This is a genomic window from Roseateles sp., assembly GCF_046300915.1.
Classification (GTDB): domain Bacteria; phylum Pseudomonadota; class Gammaproteobacteria; order Burkholderiales; family Burkholderiaceae_C; genus Kinneretia.
Genome location: NZ_JBKCLH010000146.1, coordinates 1 through 22,370 on the forward strand (window position 1 = coordinate 1; position 22,370 = coordinate 22,370).

The 22,370-nt window shown below is 68.3% G+C and carries 25 protein-coding genes; 15 read left to right on the forward strand and 10 right to left on the reverse strand.

From position 1 onward, the window contains the following. The first annotated feature begins 60 nt into the window (after positions 1-60). From ugpA to ugpQ, 4 genes are read left to right on the forward strand one after another with little or no spacing between them, the layout of a single operon-like run. On the forward strand, positions 61-948 hold the full coding sequence (ugpA, locus tag ACK5F2_RS11300; RefSeq protein WP_409864705.1) for a sn-glycerol-3-phosphate ABC transporter permease UgpA: 888 nt from the start codon (positions 61-63) through the stop codon (positions 946-948). Position 949: 1 nt separating this feature from the next. Further along, positions 950-1,804 carry a sn-glycerol-3-phosphate ABC transporter permease UgpE gene (ugpE, locus tag ACK5F2_RS11305; protein ID WP_409864706.1) on the forward strand — a complete coding sequence of 285 codons (855 nt, stop codon included), beginning with the start codon at positions 950-952 and terminating at the stop codon, positions 1,802-1,804. A gap of 9 nt (positions 1,805-1,813) precedes the next feature. Next, positions 1,814-2,944 carry a sn-glycerol-3-phosphate import ATP-binding protein UgpC gene (locus tag ACK5F2_RS11310; protein WP_409864707.1) on the forward strand — a complete coding sequence of 377 codons (1,131 nt, stop codon included), beginning with the start codon at positions 1,814-1,816 and terminating at the stop codon, positions 2,942-2,944. A 45-nt stretch (positions 2,945-2,989) separates the two neighbouring features. Continuing rightward, a complete protein-coding gene (gene ugpQ / locus ACK5F2_RS11315; RefSeq protein ID WP_409864708.1) occupies positions 2,990-3,736 on the forward strand; it encodes a glycerophosphodiester phosphodiesterase in 747 nt (248 codons plus the stop codon). Positions 3,737-3,990: 254 nt separating this feature from the next. Here the strand turns inward: ugpQ and ACK5F2_RS11320 are convergent, their stop codons facing one another. From ACK5F2_RS11320 to ACK5F2_RS11335, 4 genes are all read right to left on the reverse strand, one after another. Beyond that, complete coding sequence (locus tag ACK5F2_RS11320; protein WP_409864709.1) at positions 3,991-4,836, reverse strand: hypothetical protein; 846 nt, start codon at positions 4,834-4,836, stop codon at positions 3,991-3,993. Between the two features lie 305 nt (positions 4,837-5,141). Beyond that, complete coding sequence (locus tag ACK5F2_RS11325) at positions 5,142-5,744, reverse strand: GNAT family N-acetyltransferase (protein WP_409864710.1); 603 nt, start codon at positions 5,742-5,744, stop codon at positions 5,142-5,144. Between the two features lie 34 nt (positions 5,745-5,778). Then, on the reverse strand, positions 5,779-7,131 hold the full coding sequence (locus ACK5F2_RS11330) for an MFS transporter (protein WP_409864711.1): 1,353 nt from the start codon (positions 7,129-7,131) through the stop codon (positions 5,779-5,781). A 258-nt stretch (positions 7,132-7,389) separates the two neighbouring features. Then, entirely contained in the window at positions 7,390-9,018 is a 1,629-nt protein-coding gene (locus ACK5F2_RS11335; RefSeq protein WP_409864713.1) for a gamma-glutamyltransferase family protein, read from the reverse strand. 115 nt (positions 9,019-9,133) lie between these two features. On the opposite strand from ACK5F2_RS11335, the gene ACK5F2_RS11340 reads away from it, so the two are divergent. Both ACK5F2_RS11340 and ACK5F2_RS11345 read left to right on the forward strand, forming a co-directional pair. After that, a complete protein-coding gene (locus tag ACK5F2_RS11340; protein ID WP_409864714.1) occupies positions 9,134-10,027 on the forward strand; it encodes a LysR family transcriptional regulator in 894 nt (297 codons plus the stop codon). An 88-nt stretch (positions 10,028-10,115) separates the two neighbouring features. Beyond that, positions 10,116-10,445 carry a hypothetical protein gene (locus tag ACK5F2_RS11345; protein ID WP_409864716.1) on the forward strand — a complete coding sequence of 110 codons (330 nt, stop codon included), beginning with the start codon at positions 10,116-10,118 and terminating at the stop codon, positions 10,443-10,445. A 179-nt stretch (positions 10,446-10,624) separates the two neighbouring features. Here the strand turns inward: ACK5F2_RS11345 and ACK5F2_RS11350 are convergent, their stop codons facing one another. Further along, positions 10,625-11,104 (reverse strand): N-acetyltransferase family protein, encoded by a 480-nt coding sequence (locus tag ACK5F2_RS11350; protein ID WP_409864717.1) that lies wholly within the window; start codon positions 11,102-11,104, stop codon positions 10,625-10,627. A 47-nt stretch (positions 11,105-11,151) separates the two neighbouring features. Here ACK5F2_RS11350 and ureG point away from each other — a divergent pair, with 47 nt between their 5' ends. Continuing rightward, positions 11,152-11,808: an urease accessory protein UreG gene (ureG, locus tag ACK5F2_RS11355; RefSeq protein WP_409864718.1), complete on the forward strand. Its 657-nt coding sequence runs from the start codon at positions 11,152-11,154 to the stop codon at positions 11,806-11,808. A gap of 12 nt (positions 11,809-11,820) precedes the next feature. Here the strand turns inward: ureG and ACK5F2_RS11360 are convergent, their stop codons facing one another. Together ACK5F2_RS11360 and bfr are read right to left on the reverse strand one after the other, a co-directional pair. Further along, on the reverse strand, positions 11,821-12,066 hold the full coding sequence (locus ACK5F2_RS11360; RefSeq protein WP_409864720.1) for a bacterioferritin-associated ferredoxin: 246 nt from the start codon (positions 12,064-12,066) through the stop codon (positions 11,821-11,823). Positions 12,067-12,291: 225 nt separating this feature from the next. Beyond that, positions 12,292-12,771, reverse strand: coding sequence for a bacterioferritin (gene bfr, locus ACK5F2_RS11365; protein WP_133604316.1), 480 nt, complete (start codon positions 12,769-12,771; stop codon positions 12,292-12,294). Between the two features lie 187 nt (positions 12,772-12,958). On the opposite strand from bfr, the gene hemP reads away from it, so the two are divergent. From hemP to ACK5F2_RS11400, 7 genes are all read left to right on the forward strand, one after another. Next, the gene (hemP, locus tag ACK5F2_RS11370; RefSeq protein ID WP_133604317.1) at positions 12,959-13,177 is read left to right on the forward strand and encodes a hemin uptake protein HemP; all 219 of its coding nucleotides are present in this window, start codon (positions 12,959-12,961) and stop codon (positions 13,175-13,177) included. Between the two features lie 181 nt (positions 13,178-13,358). Continuing rightward, positions 13,359-14,477 carry a hemin-degrading factor gene (locus tag ACK5F2_RS11375; RefSeq protein ID WP_409864721.1) on the forward strand — a complete coding sequence of 373 codons (1,119 nt, stop codon included), beginning with the start codon at positions 13,359-13,361 and terminating at the stop codon, positions 14,475-14,477. Beyond that, the gene (locus ACK5F2_RS11380; protein WP_409864722.1) at positions 14,471-15,352 is read left to right on the forward strand and encodes a hemin ABC transporter substrate-binding protein; all 882 of its coding nucleotides are present in this window, start codon (positions 14,471-14,473) and stop codon (positions 15,350-15,352) included. The genes ACK5F2_RS11375 and ACK5F2_RS11380 overlap by 7 nt, the downstream gene beginning before the upstream one ends. Before the next feature lie 6 nt (positions 15,353-15,358). Next, positions 15,359-16,444 (forward strand): FecCD family ABC transporter permease, encoded by a 1,086-nt coding sequence (locus ACK5F2_RS11385; protein WP_409864723.1) that lies wholly within the window; start codon positions 15,359-15,361, stop codon positions 16,442-16,444. Next, positions 16,444-17,232, forward strand: a complete 789-nt coding sequence (locus tag ACK5F2_RS11390) for an ATP-binding cassette domain-containing protein (RefSeq protein WP_409864724.1) — start codon at positions 16,444-16,446, stop codon at positions 17,230-17,232. Before ACK5F2_RS11385 ends, ACK5F2_RS11390 begins: the two co-directional genes overlap by 1 nt. Before the next feature lie 47 nt (positions 17,233-17,279). After that, a complete protein-coding gene (locus ACK5F2_RS11395) occupies positions 17,280-17,465 on the forward strand; it encodes a hypothetical protein (protein ID WP_409864725.1) in 186 nt (61 codons plus the stop codon). A 3-nt stretch (positions 17,466-17,468) separates the two neighbouring features. Then, on the forward strand, positions 17,469-18,653 hold the full coding sequence (locus ACK5F2_RS11400; RefSeq protein WP_409864726.1) for a DUF2325 domain-containing protein: 1,185 nt from the start codon (positions 17,469-17,471) through the stop codon (positions 18,651-18,653). Here ACK5F2_RS11400 and ACK5F2_RS11405 read toward each other — a convergent pair. Together ACK5F2_RS11405 and ACK5F2_RS11410 are read right to left on the reverse strand one after the other, a co-directional pair. Beyond that, positions 18,625-19,449 carry a substrate-binding periplasmic protein gene (locus ACK5F2_RS11405; RefSeq protein WP_409864727.1) on the reverse strand — a complete coding sequence of 275 codons (825 nt, stop codon included), beginning with the start codon at positions 19,447-19,449 and terminating at the stop codon, positions 18,625-18,627. The two genes, ACK5F2_RS11400 and ACK5F2_RS11405, sit on opposite strands and share 29 nt — an antisense overlap. A gap of 78 nt (positions 19,450-19,527) precedes the next feature. Next, positions 19,528-20,394 (reverse strand): ChaN family lipoprotein, encoded by an 867-nt coding sequence (locus ACK5F2_RS11410; RefSeq protein WP_409864728.1) that lies wholly within the window; start codon positions 20,392-20,394, stop codon positions 19,528-19,530. Positions 20,395-20,828: 434 nt separating this feature from the next. On the opposite strand from ACK5F2_RS11410, the gene ACK5F2_RS11415 reads away from it, so the two are divergent. After that, complete coding sequence (locus tag ACK5F2_RS11415) at positions 20,829-21,800, forward strand: collagen-binding domain-containing protein (RefSeq protein ID WP_409864730.1); 972 nt, start codon at positions 20,829-20,831, stop codon at positions 21,798-21,800. Between the two features lie 77 nt (positions 21,801-21,877). On the opposite strand, the gene ACK5F2_RS11420 is transcribed toward ACK5F2_RS11415, so the two are convergent. Further along, positions 21,878-22,370 (reverse strand): lytic transglycosylase domain-containing protein (locus tag ACK5F2_RS11420; RefSeq protein ID WP_409864731.1); only part of this gene is annotated, 493 nt, incomplete at its 5' end.

Sequence of the window (22,370 nt, forward strand, 5' to 3'; positions counted from 1 at the left end):
CCCTGACCCGCCCCCCCGGTTCGCCGGGCGGCGGGTTTGATCTTTTCTGAAGGACCCGTGATGTCTGTAGAAAAAAGAGTCCTGTTCCGATCGCGCTGGCTGCCCTGGCTGCTGCTGGCGCCGCAGGTGGCCGTGATCACCATCTTCTTCTTCTGGCCCGCTGGCCAGGCCTTGCTGCAGTCGCTGCAGCAGCAGGATGCCTTCGGCACCTCCGTCGAGTGGGTGGGGCTGGAGAACTTCCGCAACCTCTTCAATGACGAGAGCTACCTGGCCTCGTTCAAGGTCACGGCGCTGTTCTCCGCCCTGGTGGCGGTATGCGGCTTGTCGGTGGCCTTGATCCTGGCGGTGATGGCGGACCGAGTCATCAAGGGCGCCATGGCCTACAAGACCCTGCTGATCTGGCCCTATGCCGTGGCACCGGCCGTGGCTGGCGTCTTGTGGCTCTTCATGTTCGCCCCCTCCATCGGCGTGGTGTCCTACACCCTGCAGGCCATGGGTCTGGACTGGAACCATCTGCTCAACAGCGATCACGCCCTGACCCTGATCGTGGTGGCGGCCGTCTGGAAGCAGATTTCCTACAACTTCCTGTTCTTCCTGGCGGGCCTGCAGTCCATCCCCAAGTCCCTGATCGAGGCCGCGGCCATCGATGGTGCCAGCCCGGCACGCCGCTTCTGGACCATCGTGTTCCCCCTGCTCTCGCCGACCACCTTCTTCCTGCTGGTGATCAATGTGGTCTACGCCTTCTTCGACACCTTCGCCATCGTCGATGCCACCACGCATGGCGGCCCCGGCAAGGACACGGCCATCCTGGTCTACAAGGTGTACTACGACGGCTTCAAGGCCCTGGACATGGGCGGCTCGGCCGCTCAATCGGTGGTGCTGATGGTGGTGGTGATCGCCCTGACGGTGCTGCAGTTCCGCTTCGTCGAAAAGAAAGTGCAGTATTGATATGGTTGAACGTCGTCCAGCCCTCACCCTGCTGGCCCATCTGACGCTGATCCTCGGCGTGCTGATCGTGGCCTTCCCGGTCTATCTGACCTTTGTGGCCTCCACCCAGACGGCCGAGCAGATCGCGCAGAGCCGCCCGCTGTCCCTGCTGCCCGGCGACCATATGCTGGAAACCTGGAAGCTGGCCCTCTTTGGTGGCGAGACCAGCGCCGGCAGCAAGATCCCGCCGGCCCTGCCCATGCTGAAGATCAGCCTGATCAGCGCCCTGGTGATCTCGATCGGCAAGATCGCAATCTCCCTGCTCTCGGCCTTTGCGATCGTCTACTTCCGCTTCCCCTTCAAGCAGTTCTTCTTCTGGGCCATCTTCGTCACGCTGATGCTGCCGGTGGAGGTGCGCATCGGCCCGACCTATGAGGTGGTGGCCGATCTGGGCCTGCTCAACAGCTATGCGGGTCTGACGGTGCCGCTGATCGCCTCGGCCACCGCCACCTTCCTGTTCCGCCAGTTCTTCATGACGGTGCCGGACGAGCTGGTGGAAGCCGCCCGCATGGACGGTGCCGGCCCGATGCGCTTCTTCAAGGATGTGCTGCTGCCCCTGTCCAGCACCAGCATCGCGGCCCTGTTCGTGATCCAGTTCATCTATGGCTGGAACCAATACCTCTGGCCCCTGCTGGTGACCACCGAGGAAAGCATGTACCCCGTGGTGATGGGCATCAAGCGCCTGGTCGCGGGCGAGTCCTACACCGAATGGAATGTGGTCATGGCCACCGCCCTGCTCGCGATGATCCCGCCCGCCATGGTCGTGATGCTGATGCAGAAGTGGTTCGTCAAGGGCCTGGTTGACACTGAAAAGTAAGAGATAGATATGGCAAGCATTTCCCTGCGCAATGTGGTCAAGCGTTATGGCCACGGCCCCAAGGCCAACCAGGTGATCCACGGCGTGAATGCCGAGATCAAGGACGGCGAGTTCATCGTGATCGTGGGCCCCTCGGGCTGCGGCAAGAGCACCTTGCTGCGCATGGTGGCCGGTCTGGAAGAGGTGTCCGACGGCGAGATCGCCATCGGCACCCGCGTGGTCAACAACGTGGAGCCGGCGGACCGCGACATCGCCATGGTGTTCCAGAACTACGCCCTGTATCCCCACATGAGCGTGTTCGAGAACATGGCCTACGGCCTGAAGATCAAGAAGGTGCCGCTGGACGAGATCAAGGCCCGCGTGGACAAGGCGGCCAAGATCCTGGAGCTGGGCCATCTGCTGGAGCGCAAGCCGCGCGAGCTCTCGGGCGGCCAGCGCCAGCGCGTGGCCATGGGCCGCGCCATCGTGCGCAACCCCCAGGTCTTCCTGTTTGACGAGCCGCTGTCCAACCTGGACGCCAAGCTGCGCGCCCAGACCCGTCTGGAGATCCAGAAGCTGCACGGCGAGCTGGGCGTGACCTCGCTCTTCGTGACCCACGACCAGGTGGAGGCCATGACCCTGGCCCAGCGCATGATCGTGATGAACGGCGGCCATATGGAGCAGATCGGCACGCCCGAGGAGGTGTACAGCCGCCCCGCCACCACCTTTGTGGCCGGCTTCATTGGCTCCCCGCCCATGAACCTGCTCAAGGGCCAGGCCCAGGGCAGCAGCTTCACGGTGGGCGGCGTCACCCTGGCCCTGCCAGCACCGGCACCGCGCGACGGCGAGCTGATCATGGGCCTGCGCCCCGAGCATCTGGACCACTGGAAAGGGCTTGACGACCCCCATGCCCCCCGAGGGGGTGCCGCCGCTCTTGGGAGCGGCCCGGCGAGCGGCACCACTGACTGGGCCTTCAAGGTCGAGATGATCGAGATGCTGGGTGCCGAGCGCCTGATCTACGGCCGTCTGGGCAGCGAGCAGTTCACGCTGCGCATCGACGGCACCCTGACCCCGCCCAAGATGGGTGACACCCTGATGCTGGAAGTCAGCGCGAAGCAGCTGCACTGGTTCGACGCCCAGACCAAGCAACGGGTGGAGTAACCCACCCCCTACGCGCTACGCGCCTCGGAAATGCACGACATGGTGATGGATACACAAGCACTTTGGCCCATGCCCTTCTGGGTGGCGCACCGTGGCGCCGGCAAGCTGGCACCGGAGAACACCCTCGCGGCCTTCCGCGAGGGCGCGCGCCATGGCTGGCGCGCCTTCGAGTGCGATGCCAAGCTCAGCCGCGATGGCCAGCCCTTTTTGCTGCATGACGCCACGCTGGACCGCACCACGCCCGAGCGCGGTGTGGCCGGCGAGCGCGACTGGGCGGAACTGGCGCGCATCGATGCCGGTGCCTGGCACAGCCGTGCCTACGCCGGGGAACCCATCCCCAGCCTGGACGCGCTGGCGCGCTATGTGCTCGCCAACCGCTTCGCGCTGAACATCGAGATCAAGCCCACGCCCGGCACCGAGCGCCACACCGGCGAGGTGCTGGGGCGCGAGGTGCTGCGCCTGTGGGCCGGCTCGGGCACCCTGCCCCTGTTCAGCAGCTTCAAGCCCGAGGCCCTGGAAGGCGCCCGCGCGAGTGCGCCCGAGGTGCCGCGCGGCCTGCTGGTGGACAAGCTCTGGGACGGCTGGTTCGCCACCGCCCAGGCCCTGGGCTGCGCCGCCGTCATCACCAACTACGCGCTGATGGACCGCGCCCTGGTGCAGCAGCTGCACGCCGCCGGCATGAAGGCCGTGGTCTACACCGTCAACGACCCGGCCACCGCCCAGTGGCTGATCGGCAATGGGGTGGACGGCATCATCAGCGACGCGGTGGATCGGTTCTCGCCGGTGGGGTGAGTGGCGGGGAGGGGGTGGCCTCCGCGGTTGCGGGGGACGCCTGCTGCGCAGCGGTTGCTGCCACTCGGCCTGACCGCCAAGGGAGGCTGCTCTCGACACATCTTCAGACGTTGACCGCCGGCGGCTGTGTGGCTCTTGAGCGAATGAGCCACTTAAGAGAATTCGCGCTATCCGCCTCCGCTACCTTTTCCAGCTTCGTATGGGCACCCTCAAGTAGCAGCGAGTCAGCTTGGCGAGACTCCGCCCCGTTGTTCCTATACCGCGTATATGGCCCAATCGGCTGCGTAAATCTGCTCGGTAATATCTGGCAAAGCCTCGGTTCGACTAACCACACACGTCGCAAGCAGCTTAGCGCGCGCGTAAGCAGGTTGATCGCGCGAGAAGTCGATACCGTATTCCTTCACGGTCCCGAACCATTGCTTGAGGATGCTCTTGCCACAGGTTGTAGGCAATCGCTGAGCAATCACTTTTAGAAACTCGAACGTCGCCTTGATGAACTCATCGTCAATGTGCGCGACCTTTTCGGCGAGCGCTGGCTGATTAATGCGCGCTGCATCGTGCGCAGTCACAAAGCCCGCGTTGTGAGCTACCGAGTGCCGAAGCACCCAAAGTGTGTTCAGCGCTGTGACCTCTGTGCCATTGAAGGCTGGCACGCCGAATAGGCTCTTGAACCGCTCATCCACGGTTCCCGGCGTGTGCCAGCCTAATGTCGGGTGGACTAGCATGGCTCCGACCGTGGTCTGCACAACTCGCTGCGAGAGCACGCGATCGGTCGTTACGTTCAGCCATTCCATCTTCTTGATCTTGTCGTCGAACGCACTCGTGGCGTCGATGGCCTTGGCGACGAAGTCCTTCAACATGTATTCGAAGGCGGCCATAAGTTGGCCGTATATGGCCAATTGGTTCTTGTGTCGATGCTTGCCTGCGACACCACCCCGTGCAGTGGGATCTAGCCGGTGATCTGAAAAATACTCTGCCGCAAGGCACAGCGATCGCCCCTGAGAACAGAAGAATGAACATGGACTGCTTTCGCGCTTAACGTTCTCTCGCGAGATATCAGCAGATTCGCGATTCCAAACCGCAGCCTGTGGAAAAACCATTTGCGCTCCTCCCTCGGGTTCGCCGCTCAAACATGCTCTGCAGGCAAGGAGTCATACCTTTTCGCCTGGCAGTACCAATCGTAGTACACGCTCGTGAGGCAATGACGCAACGTACCGGGTGCTGCCGACTTTGCAGGTCGTAGCCTTTAGCCCCGCGAAGTGGCGCTGACGGGAACTCTGCAAAACGTGTCCGGGCATCTGCATTGGGTCATAGCTGTCAGAGGTCGGGCCTGACGCGAACAACAGCAATCAGCCTTCAGAAGTCGCTCACCCCGCCGCGGCCTCTCCCCTGAAGTCGCAGCACGCTAGCCCTCGCCCCGGCTACTGACAGCCTCAATCCGCGCATACACACAGGTATCTCGCGGCTCGCCAGCCGTGTTCAGCGCGTCGCGGCGCAGCACGCCTTCCAGCTCGAAGCCGCAGCGCTCGGCCACCGCGCGGCTGCGCGTGTTGAGCGCATCGGCGCGGATCTCCACCCGGCGCGCGCGCAGCTGGGTGAAGGCCATGTCGGCCAGGGCGCGCACGGCCTCGCTCACATAGCCCTGGCCCTGGGCGCTGCTGCGCACCCAGTAGCCGATCTCGAAACGCCGCACCGTCCAGTCCAGGCGGTGCAGGCCGGTGCCGCCCAAGAGGCGCCCCGCCTGACCCTGCGGCCCCTTGAGATAGAACTGGTAGACCAGATCGCTGCGCTCAATGAAGCGCGCCACCTGGTGGCGCACCACGGCCTCGCTGTCCTCGATACTGGGCGCCGTCTGGGCCCAGATCATCCAGGGCCTGAGCGCGTCCAGGGACTCACAGATGGCCGCATTCAGGGCCTGGCCCAGGCCGATATGCGGCATGGCAATCACCAGGCGCTCGGTCTCCAGGCGCTCCGGCACCTGGATCAGCACGGGGTCGGGCAGGCTCATGGCCGGGGCTCCTCTTGGGTCGACATCTTCACCATCACTTGCTGGGCTGCAAGGCGGGCCCGGCGTCCGCATGGCCGGCCGGCGACTCCGGCTGCGCATCCTCGGGGCTGGGCAGTTCGCGCACGGCGCGGATCACGCCATGGCGCCAGACCAGGGCCGTGAGCAGCACGGCGCCGGCCCCCGCAAAAGCAAGGGCCGCGCGCAGGCCCAGATGCTCGCCCAGCCAGCCGCCTATCAGGGCGCCCGGCCCCGCCGGCAGAAGAATCAGCCAGCGCATGGTGCTGGTCATGCGGCCCAGCAGGGGCGCGGGCGTGACCGCCTGGCGCAGGGACAGGAAGTTGATGAAGATGAGCACCGCCCCGATGCCGAAGGTGAAGAGCATGAAGGCAAAGGCGGCGATGCCCAGGGCATTGGCCGGCGCCACCGAGAGCAGCAGCCAGCCCAGACCGCAGACGCCAAAGCCTGCGATCAGGCTGGGGCCGGGCCCGAGCCGGCGGCTGATGCGGTGGCCGAAGACGCTGGCCAGCACCGTGCCCGCGCCCAGGGCCACATAGCTCAGGCCCACGGTCTGGCCCGACAGGCCCAGGGTGCGCGTGGCAAAAAGAATCTGCACCACCAGGGCCGCGTTGTGGCAGAGCTGCCAGCCGCCCACGGCCGCGGCCAGGCTCACCAGCAGGCGCTTGTCGCGCACAAAGCGCAGGCCGGCCTTGAGGTCGCGCCAGAAGTCCGCGTCGGGCTGCACGCGCAGCTGCTCCTGCACCTTGATGCCGCGCAGGATCAGGGCCGAGATCAGCACCAGCACCGCGTCCACCGCCAGGGCCATGGGCGCGCCCAGCATCTTGATCAGGGCTCCGGCAAGACCCGGCCCCGCCACCTCGGCACCCGAGGAGGCCAGGGCATTCTTGGCGTGCGCCTCCACCAGGCGCTCGCGCGGCACCACCTGGGTGAGCACGATCTGGGCGGCGCTGCCGGCCGTGGTGTAGACCGTGCCCAGCACAAAGCCCACCACATAGAGCCAGGTCATGGACAGCCAGCCCATCCAGGCCGCCACGGGCACGGTGGCTACCACCAGGGCCAGACAGGTCTCGCCCCAGATATAGACCGGCAGCTTGCGCACCCGGTCCAGCCACACACCCGAGGGCAGGGAGAAGAGCACGAAAGGCGCGATCTCCATGGCCGTGAGCAGGCCCATCTGGGTGGGGCTGGCGTTGAGCAGCAGGGCCGCCGTCAGCGGCAGGGCCAGCATGGTGATCTGCCCGCCCAGGGAGCTGATCAGGATGGAAGTCCAGAGGCGGCGGTAGATACGGTCGCGCAGCAGATCCCCGGGGGGCAGGGTCAGGCTTTGCTTGAGCCGGTCAAACCAGGGCGTGGGCCGGGTCGACGACATGGGAATCTCCAGAAAGGGCCGCCCGTCGGTATCTCAACAGAGAAACCCAACGGACCTGCGCCAGAAAAACGGAAGGCAGCAGCGCTCAGGACCACAAGCCGCGCGCGCGCAGCGCCGCCGCGGCAGGGCCCGCGGTGCGGCATCTGGTGCGATCAAGCAGCTTGGTCATGGCTGGGTCTGGAGTAGGGCTCGATCGTAACGTCGGGCTTGACGCAGGACAAGCAAGCCGCCCATCGCGGCTTGCACGGATCGCCCGGCTCAGTAACCCACGGCCGCGCCATCGCGGCGCGGGTCGCTGGCCGCCACATAGCCCTCCACCGCCGGATCACCCAGGCGCCAGATAAATTGGCCGGCACCGAAGTCCTGGTAGCTGTCGTGGATGTCGCCGATCTCATGGCCCAGGGCGCGCAGGCCCTCGATGGTGTCGGGCTTCATGCTGGGCTCCACATTGATGGACAGACCCTCGTTGAAGCGCCAACGCGGCGCGTCGCAGGCCGCCTGGGGCTGCTGCTGGTAGTCCAGCATGCGCACCAGGGTCTGCATATGGCCTTGCGGCTGCATATTGCCGCCCATCACGCCATAGCTCATCACCGGCTGACCGTCCTTGGTCAGGAAGGCCGGGATGATGGTGTGGAAGGGCCGCTTGCCCGGCGCCACCTGGTTGGCGAAGCCATCCTCCAGCGTGAAGCCATGGCCGCGGTTCTGCAGCGAGACGCCATAGCCCGGCACGACCAGGCCCGAGCCGAAGCCCATGTAGTTGCTCTGGATGAAGCTGATCATCATGCCGCTCTCGTCGGCCGCGGTCAGGTAGATGGTGCCGCCCTTGACCGGGTTGCCCGCCTTGAAGTCCTGGGCGCGCTTGATGTCGATCAGCTTGGCGCGCTCGGCCAGATAAGCCGGGTCCAGCATCTGGGCCGGCGTCATCGCCATCGCCGCGGGCTCGGCCACGTATTGGTAGACATCGGCAAAGGCCAGCTTCATGGCCTCGATCTGCAGATGCTGGGAGGCGGTGCTGTCCACCGCGTGCTGGGCCACATCCAGATGCTTGAGGATGCCCAGGGCCATCAGGGCCGCGATGCCCTGGCCGTTGGGCGGGATCTCGTGCAGGGTGTGGCCGGCATAGTCCTGGCTGATGGGTGTGACCCACTCGGGCTGGTAGGCCGCGAAATCGGCCGCCGTCATCGCGCCGCCCGTCTGCTTGGCAAAGGCCTCCACGGCCGCGGCCACCTCGCCGCGGTAGAAAGCCTCGCCCTTGGTTTCGGCGATCAGGCGCAGGGTGCGCGCCGCGGCCTTGAACTGGAACAGCTCGCCCACATGGGGCGCGCGGCCCTTGGGCAGGAAGGCCTCGGCAAAGCCGGGCTGAGCCACCAGATCCTCCACCTTGGAGGCCAGGGTCCACTTCTGCTGCACGATCACCGGCACCGCATAGCCACGCTCGGCAATCTCGATGGCAGGCGCCATCAGATCGGCAAAGGGCAGCTTGCCAAAGCGCTGGCTCAGCGCCACCCAGCCGGCCACGGCGCCGGGCACGGTAACGGCATCCCAGCCGCGCTTGGGCAGGCTCTTGGCCTCGGCGCCGTACTTCTTGCGGAAGTAGCCCACATCCCAGGCCTGCGGGGCGCGGCCCGAGGCATTCAGGCCGTGCAACTCCTTGCCGTCCCACAGGATGGCGAAGGCGTCCGAACCCAGGCCGTTGCTGCAGGGCTCCACCAGGGTCATGCAGGCCGCGGTGGCAATCGCGGCATCCACCGCATTGCCGCCCTGGGCCAGGATGCGCAGACCCGCCTGGGCCGCCAGCGGGTGCGAGGTGGACACGATATTGCGGGCGAAGACCGGGCTGCGCTGGCTGGGGTAGCCGCTGTTCCAGTCGAAGGCGTGCTGGCTCATGGTGATGAAGAACTCCGGAAGCAGTGGGGGCGGAAGTGACGAGCTCCGATTGTGAGAGCTGGCCCATCGCAAGAAAAGCTAATATTTCTTGCCTCCATCACAAGACCTTCTTGCCATGCCCAGCCTGCGCACCCTTCGCTGCTTTGTCGCCGTGGCGCACCAAGGCTCCTTCGCCGCCGGCGCGGCCGAGGTGGCCCTGACCCAGGCCGCGGTGAGCCTGCAGATGCGCAATCTGGAGGCCGAGCTCAAGCGCACGCTGTTCGACCGCGGCGGCCAGGGCGGACGCTCGGCCCAGCTCAATGCCGCGGGCCAGGCCCTGCTGCCCTGGGCCGAGCGCATGCTGGCCCTGGATGCCCAGCTGCACGAGGAGCTGCGCGATGCGGCCCAGCGCGCCGATCCCATGCAGGGCGCGTACCGGGTGGGTGCCGTGGTCTCGGCCGTGGCGCCGCTGGCCCACGCGGTGGTGGCGCTCAAGCAGGCGCATGCGGGTCTGGAGCTCAAGCTGATCTCGGCCAAGTCCGGCGAGCTGGCGGCCCAGGTGCAGGCCGGCCAGCTCGATGCCGCCGTGCTGGTGCGGGGCCCGGGTCGCATTGCGCCTGGGCTCAGCTGGATTCCTCTGTATGAGGAGGCTCTCGTGCTGCTGGCGCCGGCCGATGCGGCGCGCCAGAGCCCCGCCCGGCTGCTGAGCCGCAGCCCCTTTCTGCGCTTTGACCGCAGCGAGCGCACCGGCGTGCTGGTGGAACAGGCCCTGCGCCGCCTGGGACATCCCAAGCTGCAGGAGTTCCTGGAACTCAACTCCATCGAGGCCCTGGCCGAGCTGGTGCGTCAGCGCGTGGGCGTGGCCCTGCTCCCCCTGCTGCGCAAGGCCGGCTGGGAGCAAGACCCGGCACTGCGCGTGCTGCCGCTACCGGGGCTGCCGCTGCGGCGCAATCTGGGTCTGCTGTGCCGGCGCAGCGTGCGCGGGCCCTTGACCGAAGCCATCGTGAAGCAGTTCGGCAGCCACTTGTAAGACATTGCAAGCGCTTCGCCAGAGGGTCAACTGCGGGTCCTACGCCCTCGTTGTGTCACTACCTTTCACCACTCCACGGAGAGTCACGATGAGCACCCTGAAGACCACCCTGAGCACCGCCCTGCTGGCCCTGTCTGCCGGTGTTGCCCTGGCACAAGCCCCTGCGGCTCCGGCGGCCCCGCCGGCTCCCAAAACCGAGGCCAAGGCCGAGGTGAAGGCTGCCGCGAAGGCCGAGCCCAAGGTCGAAGCGAAGGTAGCCGCACCGGCCCAGGCCGCGGCGTCGCAGGCTGCCAAGCCCGCCGCCAAGGCCGAAGCTGCGAAGGCCGAAGCTGCCAAAGAAGCCACGGCCAAGCCCGCAGCCGCAGCAGCCGTCAAGCCTGAAGCCAAGCCCGAGGCCAAGCCGGCCGCCAAGCCCTGATCACATCGGGTCGTCGCCTCAACAGCAAGACCTGACCCTCGCGGAGCTGCGGCTCCGCCCCCGCCGCAAGGTTCATCCCTTGCGGCGCTGCGCGTTCTGGTGAATCCGGAACGCGCGCTGCGCGGCAAGGCGGCGCTCTGTCGACCTTGTTGTTCTTCTTCTCCGTGGTGTGCTCCGTTTCAGAGCCCCTTGTCGCGCAGCACCATCAGCAAGTCTGGGCAGCCTTCCTCATTGCCCGAGCCATCGCCCCGATCCTGAACGACAAAGCCATGGCGTTCGTAAAAGCGGCGCGCGCCAGCATTGGCCTCGAAGGTGTGGAGCTTGAGCGGTCTCGGCAGGCGAGCAAGAGCGTGCACCAGCAGCCGGGCGCCCAGGCCCTGGCCCACGCGGTCCGGGCTCAGGTAGAGCTGCTCGATCCAGGCCCCTTCATCTCGCTCATCGGCGGCGTCGCTAAGAAAGCCCAAGGGTGCCCCGGACGGCGCTTCCGAAATCAGCCAGGTTCTAGCCGCGGGCAGCAGCAGCTCAGCCACCCAGCGCCGCACATCAGGCTCGGAATGAACCAGGGGTGCGAAGGCCAGATGGCGACGGCGCGCTGCCAGATAGAGGGTGGCGATCTGGTCGGCGTCATGCACATCTGCCCGCCTGATTTCAAGACTCATGGCACTAAGCTTGCTTGTTGTATCGGACCGCGATACTGACACAAGCCATGAGCACGACCACTCCCCTGCACCACATTCCCGGCCGTACCAAGAAGCTGCCCCCGCTGCGCGTGGGGGTGGGCGGGCCGGTGGGTTCCGGCAAGACCACCCTGGTCGAGGTGCTGTGCAAGACCCTGCGCGAGCGCTACGACCTGGTGGTGGTCACCAACGACATCTACACCAAGGAAGACCAGCGCCTGCTGACCGTGGCCGGTGCGCTGGAGCCCGAGCGCATCATGGGCGTGGAAACGGGCGGTTGCCCGCACACCGCCATCCGCGAGGACTGCTCCATCAATTTGGAGGCGGTGGACCGCCTGCTGGAAAAGTTCCCGAACGCCGACATCGTCTTCGTGGAGAGCGGCGGCGACAACCTGGCCGCGACCTTCAGCCCCGAGCTCTCGGACCTGACCATCTATGTGATCGATGTGGCCGCGGGCGAGAAGATCCCGCGCAAGGGCGGCCCCGGCATCACCAAGAGCGACCTCTTCGTGATCAACAAGACCGATCTGGCCCCGCATGTGGGCGCCAATCTGGAGATCATGGAGGCGGATACGCGGCGCATGCGCCCCACCAAGCCCTTTGTGATGAGCAATCTCAAGACCGGCACCGGCCTGGATCAGGTGATTGACTTCATCGAGACCAAGGGCCTGCTGAAGGCCGCCTGAGCGGGTGTGGCTTCAGGCCAGGCTGAGCGGCACGACCTGGCGTTCGCTGCCGCCGGCCACATCCACATGACACAGCCCCGGGCAGCCCTGCTTGCTGCCCACCGCCGCATCAAAGACCTCGCGGGCGCAGTCATGGCAGCAACCGCAGGCCGAGGCCACACGGGTTTCGTCCTGCAGGAGCTCGAAGTTCCGGATGCCGGCGTCCACGGCGTGGCGGATATCGCGGTCGGAAACTCGGTGGCAGAGGCAGACGATCATGGTGGCGTGAGCGGGCTGGAACTCCCGGCGGAACAGGCGTCCGGGTGTCACGCACTCTAAAGCAAATGCGAACCTTTCTCAATAATATTCGCACCAAAGACCCCCACTGCCGCCGGGATTTGCCCGCAAAAGTCGTCAATAAACCCCGTAAATGACAAAGGCCGCAGCTGAGCTGCGGCCTTGCTGATCTCGCCGGCCCATCCCGGGCCGGTTCATCCAGGGGGTTCAGGACTCGCCGCCACCCATCTGGGACTGCAGGTAATTCTGCTCGCCCACCTGCTTGACCAGCTCGATCTGGGTTTCCAGGTGGTCGATATGCTCCTCGGTGTCGCTGAGGATGTCTTCCAGCAGCTCCCGCGAGACATAGTCGCGCACGCTTTCGCAGTAGGCGATGGCCTCCTTGAGCAGGCCGTGCGAGCCCATCTCCACACGCAGATCGCAGCTCAGGATCTCCACGGCGCTCTCGCCGATGTAGAGCTTGCCCAGGTCCTGCAGATTGGGCAGGCCCTCGATCTGCAGGATGCGGTCCATCAGACGGTCCGCATGCTTCATCTCTTCGATGGACTCCTGGTACTCGTGCTTGGCCATGCGCTCGAAGCCCCAGTTCTTCAGCATGCGGTAGTGCAGGAAGTACTGGTTGATCGCGGTCAGCTCGTTCTTGAGCTGTGCATTGAGGTATTCCAGAACCTTGGCATCGCCCTTCATCTTCATCTCCTTCTTGCGGACTGGCGGGCATTGTGCGCCCGCCTGCGCTTGAACGCGGACAAGACCCGACCCCGGCGCATTGCATGCGAAGCGTTTGCAGCTACGGGCCACACCGCCGCGCAGCCCCTCCTTGGTGGGATGCGCTTAGTGCTTGCTATTGCGAATAGTTCGCATTTAAGATGGGCGCATGAGCACCACCGTCCACACCCTGCCGCGCCAGACCCTGGCGCATGAGCCCGGCATGCCGGCCGCGTCCTCCCTGGGCCTGCCCCCGCCGCAGCCGGGCCGCCGCCGGCTCAGCAGCCAGTCCCTGATGGGCCAGGAGCGCGAGATCGAGATCGAGCATGCCGGACAGCTCTACCGCCTGCGCCTGACCTCCCTGGGCAAGCTCATCCTCACCAAGTGAGGCTGCTGCCACGCCGACGGGGCTGAGAACCCCGCAACGCGACCTCGGTCGCCCCATCCATCAACACGCCAGCCTTGTGCCAGCCCGCCACGCCGCCCCACCGGGGCGCCCTCGGCCGGGACCACCGGCTGCGGACGCTCCGGGGGACGCTCATGCCGACCCTGAACAGGAGCGTTCACCCATGCACGCCAGCCCCGCGCCCAACCACGGCGCCGTCCGCCACGCCTTCCGCCTGGCCCGCCAGGAACGTCAAGTCCGCCACCGCGAGCTGGCCGCCCAGCTGCAGCTCAGCGAGGCCGAGCTGCTGGCCGCCCATCTGGGCGGCTTCGACCCCCAGGAATCCCCGCTGCAGGCCCGCCGCCTGCGCCCCGAGTGGGCCGAGCTCATCGCCGCCCTGGAGCCCCTGGGCGAGCTGATGGCCCTCACCCGCAACGAAAGCTGCGTGCACGAGAAGGTGGGGGTCTACCACCACAGCAGCCGTCAGGGCCCCGTGGGCCTGGTGCTGGGCGGCGCCATCGATCTGCGCCTCTTCTACAGCCACTGGTGCCACGGTTTCGCGGTGCAGGAGCGCCTGGCCGATGGCGCCCTGCAGCGCAGCCTGCAGTTCTTCGACGCCGCGGGGGCGGCCATCCACAAGGTGTTTCTGCGCCCCGAGAGCGACTTGGTGGCCTATGAGGCCCTGTGCGAGCGCTTCGCGGCCCCGGACCAGCAGCCCGGCCTGCAGACCACCGCGGCCTGGCAGGAGCCCGCCGAGCGTCCCGACGCCGAGATCGACGCCGCCGCCCTGCGCCGCGACTGGGCTTCACTGCGCGACACGCACGACTTCTTCGGTCTGCTGCGCCAGCATGGCGTGTCCCGCACCCAGGCCCTGCGCCTGGCCGACCCGGCCTATGCCCTGCCCCTGGCCACGTCCAGTGCGCTGGAGCTGCTGCAGCGCGCCGCGCAGCAGGGCGTGTCCATCATGGTCTTCACCGGCAATCCCGGCATGATCCAGATCCACAGCGGCCCGGTACAGCGCGTCGCGGTGATGGGGCCCTGGATCAATGTGCTGGACCCGGGCTTCAATCTGCATCTGCGCGAAGACCACATCGCCAGCGCCTGGCTGGTGCGCAAGCCCACGGTGGATGGTCTGGTCAGCTCGCTGGAGCTCTTCGACGCCCAGGGCCGCAACATCGCCATGCTCTTCGGCGAGCGCAAACCCGGCCAGGCCGAGCGCTGCGACTGGCGCGCCCTGCTGGACAGCCTGGTCGAGGCCCGCGCCGCCGCGGACGCCAGCCCTCAAGGGGTGGCGGCATGCTGAGGCGGCGCCCGCTCCTGGGGCTCGGTGCCCTGGCCCTGCTGGGCACGCCCGCCCTGCGTGCGCACGCCGGCCCGGCGCCGCGCATTGTCAGCATCGGCGGCGCGCTCACCGAGCTGATCTACGCCCTGGGCGCCGAGCGCCTGCTGGTCGGGGTGGACAGCACCTCGCTCTTCCCCGCCGCGGCCCAGCGCCTGCCTCAGGTGGGCTATGCCCGCACCCTGGCCGCCGAAGGGCTGCTGGCCCTCAGCCCCAGCCTGATCGTGGCCACCGAGGAAGCCGGCCCGCCCGCCGTGCTGCGCCAGCTGGAGGCCGCGCGCGTGCCCCTGCAGCTGCTGCGCTCGGACTACCGCTTCGAAGGCGTGCTGGCCCGCACCGAACGCCTGGGCGGCCTGCTGGGCCGCGAGGCCCAGGCGCGCGAGCTGCGTGCTCGACTGCAGGCCGAGTGGGCCCAGGCCCAAGGCGAGCTGGCACGGCGCCGCACAGCTGGCACGGCCGGGCCGCGCGTGCTCTTCGTGATGGCGCATGCGCCGGGCCAGATGCGCATGGCCGGCCAGGAAACGGCGGCCGAGGCCATGCTGGCCTATGCCGGCGCACGCAACGCCTTGCAGGGCGTGCAGGGCTACAAGGCACTGAGCCCCGAGGCGGCCATTGCCGCGGCGCCGGACCTCATCCTCAGCACCCAGCAGAGCCTGGACCTGCTGGGCGGCAGCGCCGGCCTGCTGCGGCAGAACGGCCTGGCCCAGACGCCCGCCGGCCCGGCCGGCCGCGTGGCCGCCATGGAAACCATGGAGCTGCTGGGCTTCGGCCCGCGCCTGCCCCAGGCCTTGGCACGCCTGGTGAGCTTGATCCACGGCCCCGCCACAACCCGGACCTGATGCACCATGGCCGCCATCCTGCCTACCGCGACGGCGCTTGCGCGCCCCTCGGCCCTCCCCGCCGCCGGCCCGCGGCTCTCGCGCACGCTGCTGCTGACCCTGGCCCTGCTGCTGAGCCTGCTGGCGGGCCTGCAGTTCGGCGCCGTGCCCCTGCAGGCGCGTGACTGGCTCTACGGCCCCTGGGCCGAGGGGCCTGTGAGCGCCAGCGCCCATGTGCTGTGGCAGCTGCGTCTGCCGCGCCTGCTGCTGGCTGCCAGCGTGGGCGCAGCCCTTGGCCTGGCAGGCGCCCTGGCCCAGGCCCTGTTCCGCAACCCCATGGCCGAGCCGGGCCTGCTGGGCGTGAGCAGCGGCGCCGCTGCTGCGGTGGCCCTGAGCCTGACGGTGTTCGCCGGCCTGCAGCTGGCCCTGCCACCGAGCTGGCGCCTGTGGCTTTTGCCCCTGCTGGGCTTTGTGGGCGCCCTGGGCGTGTGCCTGCTGCTCACCCGCCTGGCGCGCTGGCTGGCCCCGGGCTCGGTGGCCGCCCTGCTGCTGTGCGGTCTGGCCCTGCAGGCCCTGAGCTTTGCGGTGGTGGGCCTGTGCAGCTTCCTGGCCAATGATGAGCAGCTGCGTGCCATCAATTTCTGGACCCTGGGCTCGCTGGCCGGTGCCCACTGGGGCATGGTGGCCCTGATGGCCGCCACCCTGGCCCTGCTCGTGCCCCTGGCTCGCCGCCTGGCGCCCCAGCTCAATGCCCTGGCCCTGGGTGAGGCTGCGGCCGGCCATGTGGGCGTGGATGTGGACGGTCTGCGCCGCCGCGTCGTGGCGGGCATCGCCCTGCTCAGCGCCCTGGCCGTGGCCTGGTGCGGCAGCATCGGCTTCATCGGCCTGATGGCGCCGCATCTCGCGCGCCAGCTGGTGGGCGCCGACCAGCGCCGCGTGCTGCCCTGCGCCATGCTGGCCGGTGCCCTGCTGCTGGTGCTGGCCGACACCCTGGCCCGCAGCGTGGCCGTGCCGGCCGAGGTGCCGGTGGGCGTGTTCAGCGCCCTGATCGGCGCGCCCTGGTTCCTCTGGCTGCTGCGCGGCGCCCTGCGCCGCCAGCCGGGAGCGCTGTGATGGCGCCGCCCCTGCTGCAGCTGCAGGCGGCCGAGCTGGCCCTGCCCGGCCGCACGGCGCCCGCCCCGCTGGGGCCCTTCGCGCTGAGCCTGCGCGCGGGCGAGCGCATCGCCATCCTGGGCCCCAGCGGGGCCGGCAAGTCCAGCCTGCTGCGCCTGATGGCCGGCGACAGCCCGGCCAGCCGGGGCCAGGTCTTGCTGGAGGGCCGCACCCTGGACGGCTGGGACCGGGCCGCCCTGGCACGACGCCGCGCGGTGCTGCCCCAGCAGCAGGGTGTGGCCTTCGGCCTGCCGGTGGAGCTGGTGGTGAGCCTGGGCCGCGTGGCGCTGGGCACGGACCCGGGCGGCGAGCGCATCCTGCGCGAGGCCCTGGCCGCGGCCCAGGCTGCCCACCTCTGGGGCCGACGCTTCGACACGCACTCGGGCGGCGAGCAGGCCCGGGTGCAGCTGGCCCGCGTGATGGCCCAGGCCTGGGACCAGCGCGAGGGCCTGCTGCTGGTAGACGAGCCCCTGGCCGCCCTGGACCCCGGCCTGGTCCAGGCCCTGATGGACGGCCTGGCGGACTTCGCCGCCGCGCGCGGTCATGCCCTGGTGGCCGTGCTGCACGACCTGAACCTGGCGATGAACCATTTCGAGCGACTGTGGCTGATCAAGCAGGGCCGGGTGCTGGCCGACTGCGACGCCCTGCCCGCCGCCCTGCCCCTGCTGGAGCAGCTCTACGACATGCGCCTGCGCCTGCTGCGCGACGAGCAGGGCCTGGCCCTGCTGCCGCTGCGCCAGGCGGCCTGAACCACCCGGTCCGCAACGCCCCGTCCATGTCAACGCAAGCCTGAACCATGTGCGACAAGCCCAATATCTTCAGCCCCCTGCTGGCGGCGCAGGACGACACACCCGCTCGCCCCACCCTGGCCGCCGCGCTGAAGCCACGGCTCGAAAGCAATAGCGAGGCGCGCGAGCTGCGCGAGGCCTTGCGCGGCTCGCGCCGGCGCCGTCTGTGTGAACTGCCCAGCCAGGCACTGTGACCGGTGATCGGGGTGTGCCTGCCCATGCCGGTGCTGCGCCGCCGCCTGGGCAAGAGCCTGGGCGGTGTGCCCCTGAACACCGACTACGACCTGCACTGCGGCGCCATCAATGAATGCAACCGCCGCAGCCCCATTGCCGAGACCCTGCAGCGCGAGCTGGACCAGCGCTATGCCCTGGCCCTGCGCCAGGCCGCCCAGCACAAGAGCGTCGAGGCCCTGGGCCGCTGGTGGCAGGCCGCCCAGAACGGCAGCGATGTGGCCGGCTCGCTCTGGGCCACCCTGACCCACGCGCGCTGCGAGGCGGAGCTGCAGGAGCAGGTGCTGCGCGACATCCACATGCTGCAGCATCAGGTGGGCGCGGCCAACCGGGCCGATCTGCAGCGCCTGGAGGCCCTGGCCGACGAGAACCAGGTGCTGGCCCGCGAGCTGGCCCAGGCCCAGTCGCGCAGCAGCCGCTTGCTGGCCGAGCGCCAGAACCAGATCGAGGCCCTGGAGGCCGAGCGCCTGCGCCTGCGCGGCGAGCTGCTGGCGCGCGACAGCCTGCTGGCCGGCCTGCGCGAAGAGTTCGCGGCCCTGGAAGCCGCCATGCCGGGCCTGCGCCACCGCCAGGAGCAGGCCCAGCAAATCCGCCAGCAGCAGGAACGCATGCACCAGCTCGAACGCGCCCTGCTGCATGCCCAGCAGCAGCTGGAGCGCGAGCAGCGCCGCCGCCAGGAAGCGCAGCAAGCCGCGCCCCACCCGGCCGTGCCGGTCGAGGCAGCGGCGCAGACCGAACCGGCGCCGGTGCCTGTGCTCAATGAGCGCGCCGTGCTCTGCGTGGGCGGGCGGCAGTCGGTGGTGCCCATCTACCGCCAGCTGATCGAGCGCACCGGCGGGCGCTTTCTGCACCACGACGGTGGCGAGGAAGACGCCGTGGCCAAGCTGGATGCCAGCCTGGCCGCGGCCGATCTGGTGATCTGCCAGACCGGCTGCATCAGCCACGATGCCTACTGGCGGGTCAAGGACCATTGCAAACGCCACGGCAAGCGCTGTGTCTACATCGAGTCGCCCAGCGCCAGCAGCCTGCGCCGCGCCCTGGGGGCGTTGGAGCACATGGCTCCCGATCAGCCCCTTGATGCGCCGCTCGCGCAGCCCGCGCCGGCGCCGAGGACGGCCGCGCCTACGGGTTCAGAAAGCGATCCGTCCTGAGCACGCTCTCGGGCAGATAGGGCTCGTGGGACTTGCGGAACGAGCCGTCACGCGCGGCCTTGCCCAGAGCCTCGCGCAGCAGGTCCCGATCGCGCTGCGGCAGGGAGCGCAGGGACAGATAGGCGCCCGAGCGTATGGGGCTGAGCCCGCGCAGCTCGTGATAGCGGAACTCGCCGGCGCTTTGAGCGGCCTGTCCGTCCAGCAGGGCCGAGTGCATCAGCGAGGCCGGCAGGATGGTGAAGTCCACCCGACCTCCGCGCAGCATGCGCTCCACGGTATCCAGATCGGCCACATAGTCCACCCGGCCACCGGCCTCCAGCTCGCGCAGCAGCGCCTGGTACTCGTCACCAAAGCTGTAGCGCCGCACCATGGCGGCCCGCCATTTCGTGTCCTTGAGCAGGCTCGCCACATCGCGTGGAATCTCGCCCCGCACACTCTGATGGGTGACCAGCGCCGGGGTCAGGCTGTAGAAGTGCACAAACTCGGCCCGTCCATCGCGCTCGCGGGTCTGCGATGAAGGCGTGAGCATGTCGGCACTGTGCTGTTCGAAGAACATCTGGTCGGCCCGTGCGCGGGGCACGACCGGAAACTCGAAGCTGCAGCCTATGCGCCGGCCCACGGCCCTGAGCCAATCGGGGTAGATGCCGCGCACGACATCGCCCTCGACCATCATGCTGAAGCCCGTGGGGGCCGCCGGCACCACGATGGGTCGGGAGCACTGCGCCCAAGCCGGCGCACCCAGCAGCAGGGCCACCGACGCCCAGAGGGTGGTGAGCGGGCGGCGAGAGGCTGGCATGCGGGAGGCTTGCATGCGCGCACTTTAATGGACTGGACCCCAGGTCACGGGCTGCGCACGGACCCAGCCCCTCAGGGCTCAGGACTTGCCCGTCTGACGCAGGGCGGCGCAGGGATCCTCGCGCTGCGCCTTGGCGGTGCGCACCACCCTGTCATACAAGTCGGTCTGGGGCTCAGCGCCGGCCGGGCCGGACGCCGGCTCCAGATAGGCCTGCACATGGATCTGTTCGGCCGGCACGCCGGCGGCCTCCAGGTAGTGCGGCACGGCCAGGTCCCGCCGCACATGGCCATTGCCGGCGATCAGGATCACGCGCTCGGCCCCGGCGGCGCGGGCCTTGAGCATGGCCTGGGCCATGGCGGCATCACGGCCACGCTGGGCCAGCACCATGCCGGGCAGCAAGCGCGCGGGCATGGCGCCGCAATGACCTTGCTCGATCTCGGCCTGCAAGGCCTGCTGCTGGGCCTGGGCCCAGGGTGTGGCGAGCTTGAGCGGCTGCAGATCCTCGGGCCAGGCGGCCTCACCCTGGCGCACCAGAGCGCGAGCCTGATCGCGGCTGATATTGCCGCCACGCAGCTGGGCGCCGCCGGCCAGCGCCGCCTCGAACAGCGGCTTGTGCAGGGGCCAGCGCCAGCCCTGGCGGTCCAGGCCGCCAGCCTGGCTCTGGGCCTCGGCCTCGCGCGGCGCGGCGGCCAGGGCCGCGTCCTGGTCCCGCCCCATCTGCTCGAACACCACGGTGCTGCGCCGGCCGTCGGCCAGCAGGCGGCGCAGCAGGGCCGCGCGCTCCAGATGGTGGGCGGGGTTGTCGTGCACCTCGCCCAGCAGGACAAAGGGCGCGCTGGGCAGAGGGGCAGCAGGCTCGGTACCAGCCTGGCGCAGCGCGGCACAGGCGCTCAGCAGCAGCGCCGGGGCCAGCAGCAAGGCGACGCGCAGAGCCGGTCTGGACATGCGGACGCGGTGACTTGGGGCAGTTTTGATCATGATCGGGTTCTCTCGTTCATTGGCATCGACAGCGGGCCTGGCAAGCGGGTTTGCACAAGCCGTGCAAGGGACTGGAGGCTGGCGAAAGGACAAGAGAGGCTGATGGCGTCCGAGCTGGCCTCGCTATTGTCGCGTCACGGCGCCCTGCCGCCACCCACGCCCCGCACGTCACCGGCCGAGCGGCAAGTGGCGAGGGCGAGAGGCGGCCTCAAGGTCCCGGGTGAACCGGCTGGTTTCGTGACGAAGAGCACAAACCAGTCAGATACCACCTGAGCAAGGGGTATCCCTAGCCCCCCCGCTTCGCAAGAATGCGCCCACGCACCCAAAAGGGGCAAATCCACAACCACGCAAGGGAATACACGATGTCCGTGCAGAAGCAAGCTTTCGGCCAGAAGACTGGTATGCATTCGGTCCTAGGCCTCCTGGCCAGCCTGGCCTGCAGCGGCGCCATGGCCCTGCCCTCCATCGACCTTGGCGTGGCCACGTCCTACAGCGGCTTCTTCTTCGGCGACGTGAAAGCCCAGAATGATGTGGAGGGTCGCCTGGCCGTGGGCGGCAACTTCACCGGCAATGGCTCCATCGGCTACCGCGCGCCCCACGGCAGCGCCGGCCCCAGCTTGGTGGTGGGCGGCAACGCCCACTTCAACAGCAATGGCGGCCTCTACAACGGCCCGAGCAAGCCGGTGGACACCAACCTGAGCGTGGGCCCCATCACCGAGTACCAGAAGGCCCCCGGCTACGGCGTCTACGGCGGCGCGCTGAGCGGCCAGACCCAGGGACTGGACCTGCGCCAGCAGACCGGTGTGATCGACTTCGCCCAGGCCAAGGCCCAACTCGGCGGACTCTCCAGCACCCTGGCCGCTCAGAAGGGCAATGGCAAGGTCGAAGCGCCCTGGTCCGACACCACTCTCACCGGCTCTGGCAAAAACGGAGCCGTCGAGTATTTCGACCTGATGGCCAAACCAAACTGGGAGAACAAGCTCAGCATCGGCACACTGAAACTCACCAATGTCGCCGCCGACTCCTGGGTCGTGATCAATGTACGCAACGCTGGCGCCATCAGCCTGACCGGCAACTACCTGGGCCTGTTCGACGATCTGCGTGGCCGTGTGCTGTTCAATTTCGCCGAGGCCAGCGAGGTGACGGTGAGCACCTTCGTGGAAGGCAGCATCCTCGCTCCCAAGGCCGATTTCCGCGGCACGGGACATGTGGAAGGCACGGTGATCGGCCAATCGGTCTCCCAAGCTTTCGAACTGGGCTACGAGCCCTTCGTGCCCACCAGCCCGGTGCCGGAGCCCCAGACCTATGCCATGCTGCTGGCCGGCCTGGGCGTGCTGGGCTTCCTGAGCCGTCGCCGTCAGCGCGGCAACTGATCCTCAAAGCACCCACGCACAACGCATGACAAAGGGCCTCGTCGAGGCACTTTTCTCATGGTGCGCCGCCGAATTCTTCAGGAGGCGCGCGGTCGCAGCAGGGACAGCATGGGCGAGGGCTTGGTGACCGAGGCATCAAAGGGGTGCGAGACCTGGCCGCCCATGGCGCTAAGGATCTTGCGCACATAGTGCCGGGTCTCGGCATAGGGCGGCACGCCGCGGTAGCGATCCACCGCACGCTCGCCGGCGTTGTAGGCCGCCAGCACCAGGGCCACATCGCCCTCGAAATAAGCCATCAGCCAGCGCAGATAGGCCATGCCGCCGCGGATGTTCTGCACCGGATCGCCGGGCCGCTTCACATTGAAGCGCGCGGCCGTGTCGGGAATCAGCTGCATCAGGCCCTGGGCATTCTTGGGCGACAGGGCCTGGGCGTCGAAATTGGACTCGGTGGCCATGACCGCCAGCACCAGATGCGGCGCCAACTGGAACTTGGGCGCCTCCAGATTGACGAAGCGCACGATGGGCTCGGGCGCATTGGGGGGGGGTGGTGGTGGCGCGAGCGGCTTGGAC

Excerpts from the sequence above, each read along its gene's own strand:
- ACK5F2_RS11320 (WP_409864709.1), bottom strand. The coding sequence starts at position 4,836 with ATGGTTTTTCCACAGGCTGCGGTTTGGAATCGCGAATCTGCTGATATC.
- ACK5F2_RS11380 (WP_409864722.1), top strand. The coding sequence starts at position 14,471 with ATGCTGAGGCGGCGCCCGCTCCTGGGGCTCGGTGCCCTGGCCCTGCTG.
- ACK5F2_RS11340 (WP_409864714.1), top strand. The coding sequence starts at position 9,134 with ATGCCCAGCCTGCGCACCCTTCGCTGCTTTGTCGCCGTGGCGCACCAA.
- ugpA (WP_409864705.1), top strand. The coding sequence starts at position 61 with ATGTCTGTAGAAAAAAGAGTCCTGTTCCGATCGCGCTGGCTGCCCTGG.
- ACK5F2_RS11330 (WP_409864711.1), bottom strand. The coding sequence starts at position 7,131 with ATGTCGTCGACCCGGCCCACGCCCTGGTTTGACCGGCTCAAGCAAAGC.
- ugpE (WP_409864706.1), top strand. The coding sequence starts at position 950 with ATGGTTGAACGTCGTCCAGCCCTCACCCTGCTGGCCCATCTGACGCTG.
- ACK5F2_RS11335 (WP_409864713.1), bottom strand. The coding sequence starts at position 9,018 with ATGAGCCAGCACGCCTTCGACTGGAACAGCGGCTACCCCAGCCAGCGC.
- ACK5F2_RS11310 (WP_409864707.1), top strand. The coding sequence starts at position 1,814 with ATGGCAAGCATTTCCCTGCGCAATGTGGTCAAGCGTTATGGCCACGGC.
- ACK5F2_RS11345 (WP_409864716.1), top strand. The coding sequence starts at position 10,116 with ATGAGCACCCTGAAGACCACCCTGAGCACCGCCCTGCTGGCCCTGTCT.
- ACK5F2_RS11360 (WP_409864720.1), bottom strand. The coding sequence starts at position 12,066 with ATGATCGTCTGCCTCTGCCACCGAGTTTCCGACCGCGATATCCGCCAC.
- ureG (WP_409864718.1), top strand. The coding sequence starts at position 11,152 with ATGAGCACGACCACTCCCCTGCACCACATTCCCGGCCGTACCAAGAAG.
- ACK5F2_RS11350 (WP_409864717.1), bottom strand. The coding sequence starts at position 11,104 with ATGAGTCTTGAAATCAGGCGGGCAGATGTGCATGACGCCGACCAGATC.
- ACK5F2_RS11405 (WP_409864727.1), bottom strand. The coding sequence starts at position 19,449 with ATGCCAGCCTCTCGCCGCCCGCTCACCACCCTCTGGGCGTCGGTGGCC.
- ACK5F2_RS11325 (WP_409864710.1), bottom strand. The coding sequence starts at position 5,744 with ATGAGCCTGCCCGACCCCGTGCTGATCCAGGTGCCGGAGCGCCTGGAG.
- hemP (WP_133604317.1), top strand. The coding sequence starts at position 12,959 with ATGAGCACCACCGTCCACACCCTGCCGCGCCAGACCCTGGCGCATGAG.
- ACK5F2_RS11410 (WP_409864728.1), bottom strand. The coding sequence starts at position 20,394 with ATGTCCAGACCGGCTCTGCGCGTCGCCTTGCTGCTGGCCCCGGCGCTG.
- ACK5F2_RS11385 (WP_409864723.1), top strand. The coding sequence starts at position 15,359 with ATGGCCGCCATCCTGCCTACCGCGACGGCGCTTGCGCGCCCCTCGGCC.
- ACK5F2_RS11415 (WP_409864730.1), top strand. The coding sequence starts at position 20,829 with ATGCATTCGGTCCTAGGCCTCCTGGCCAGCCTGGCCTGCAGCGGCGCC.
- ACK5F2_RS11390 (WP_409864724.1), top strand. The coding sequence starts at position 16,444 with ATGGCGCCGCCCCTGCTGCAGCTGCAGGCGGCCGAGCTGGCCCTGCCC.
- ugpQ (WP_409864708.1), top strand. The coding sequence starts at position 2,990 with ATGGATACACAAGCACTTTGGCCCATGCCCTTCTGGGTGGCGCACCGT.
- ACK5F2_RS11375 (WP_409864721.1), top strand. The coding sequence starts at position 13,359 with ATGCACGCCAGCCCCGCGCCCAACCACGGCGCCGTCCGCCACGCCTTC.
- ACK5F2_RS11395 (WP_409864725.1), top strand. The coding sequence starts at position 17,280 with ATGTGCGACAAGCCCAATATCTTCAGCCCCCTGCTGGCGGCGCAGGAC.
- bfr (WP_133604316.1), bottom strand. The coding sequence starts at position 12,771 with ATGAAGGGCGATGCCAAGGTTCTGGAATACCTCAATGCACAGCTCAAG.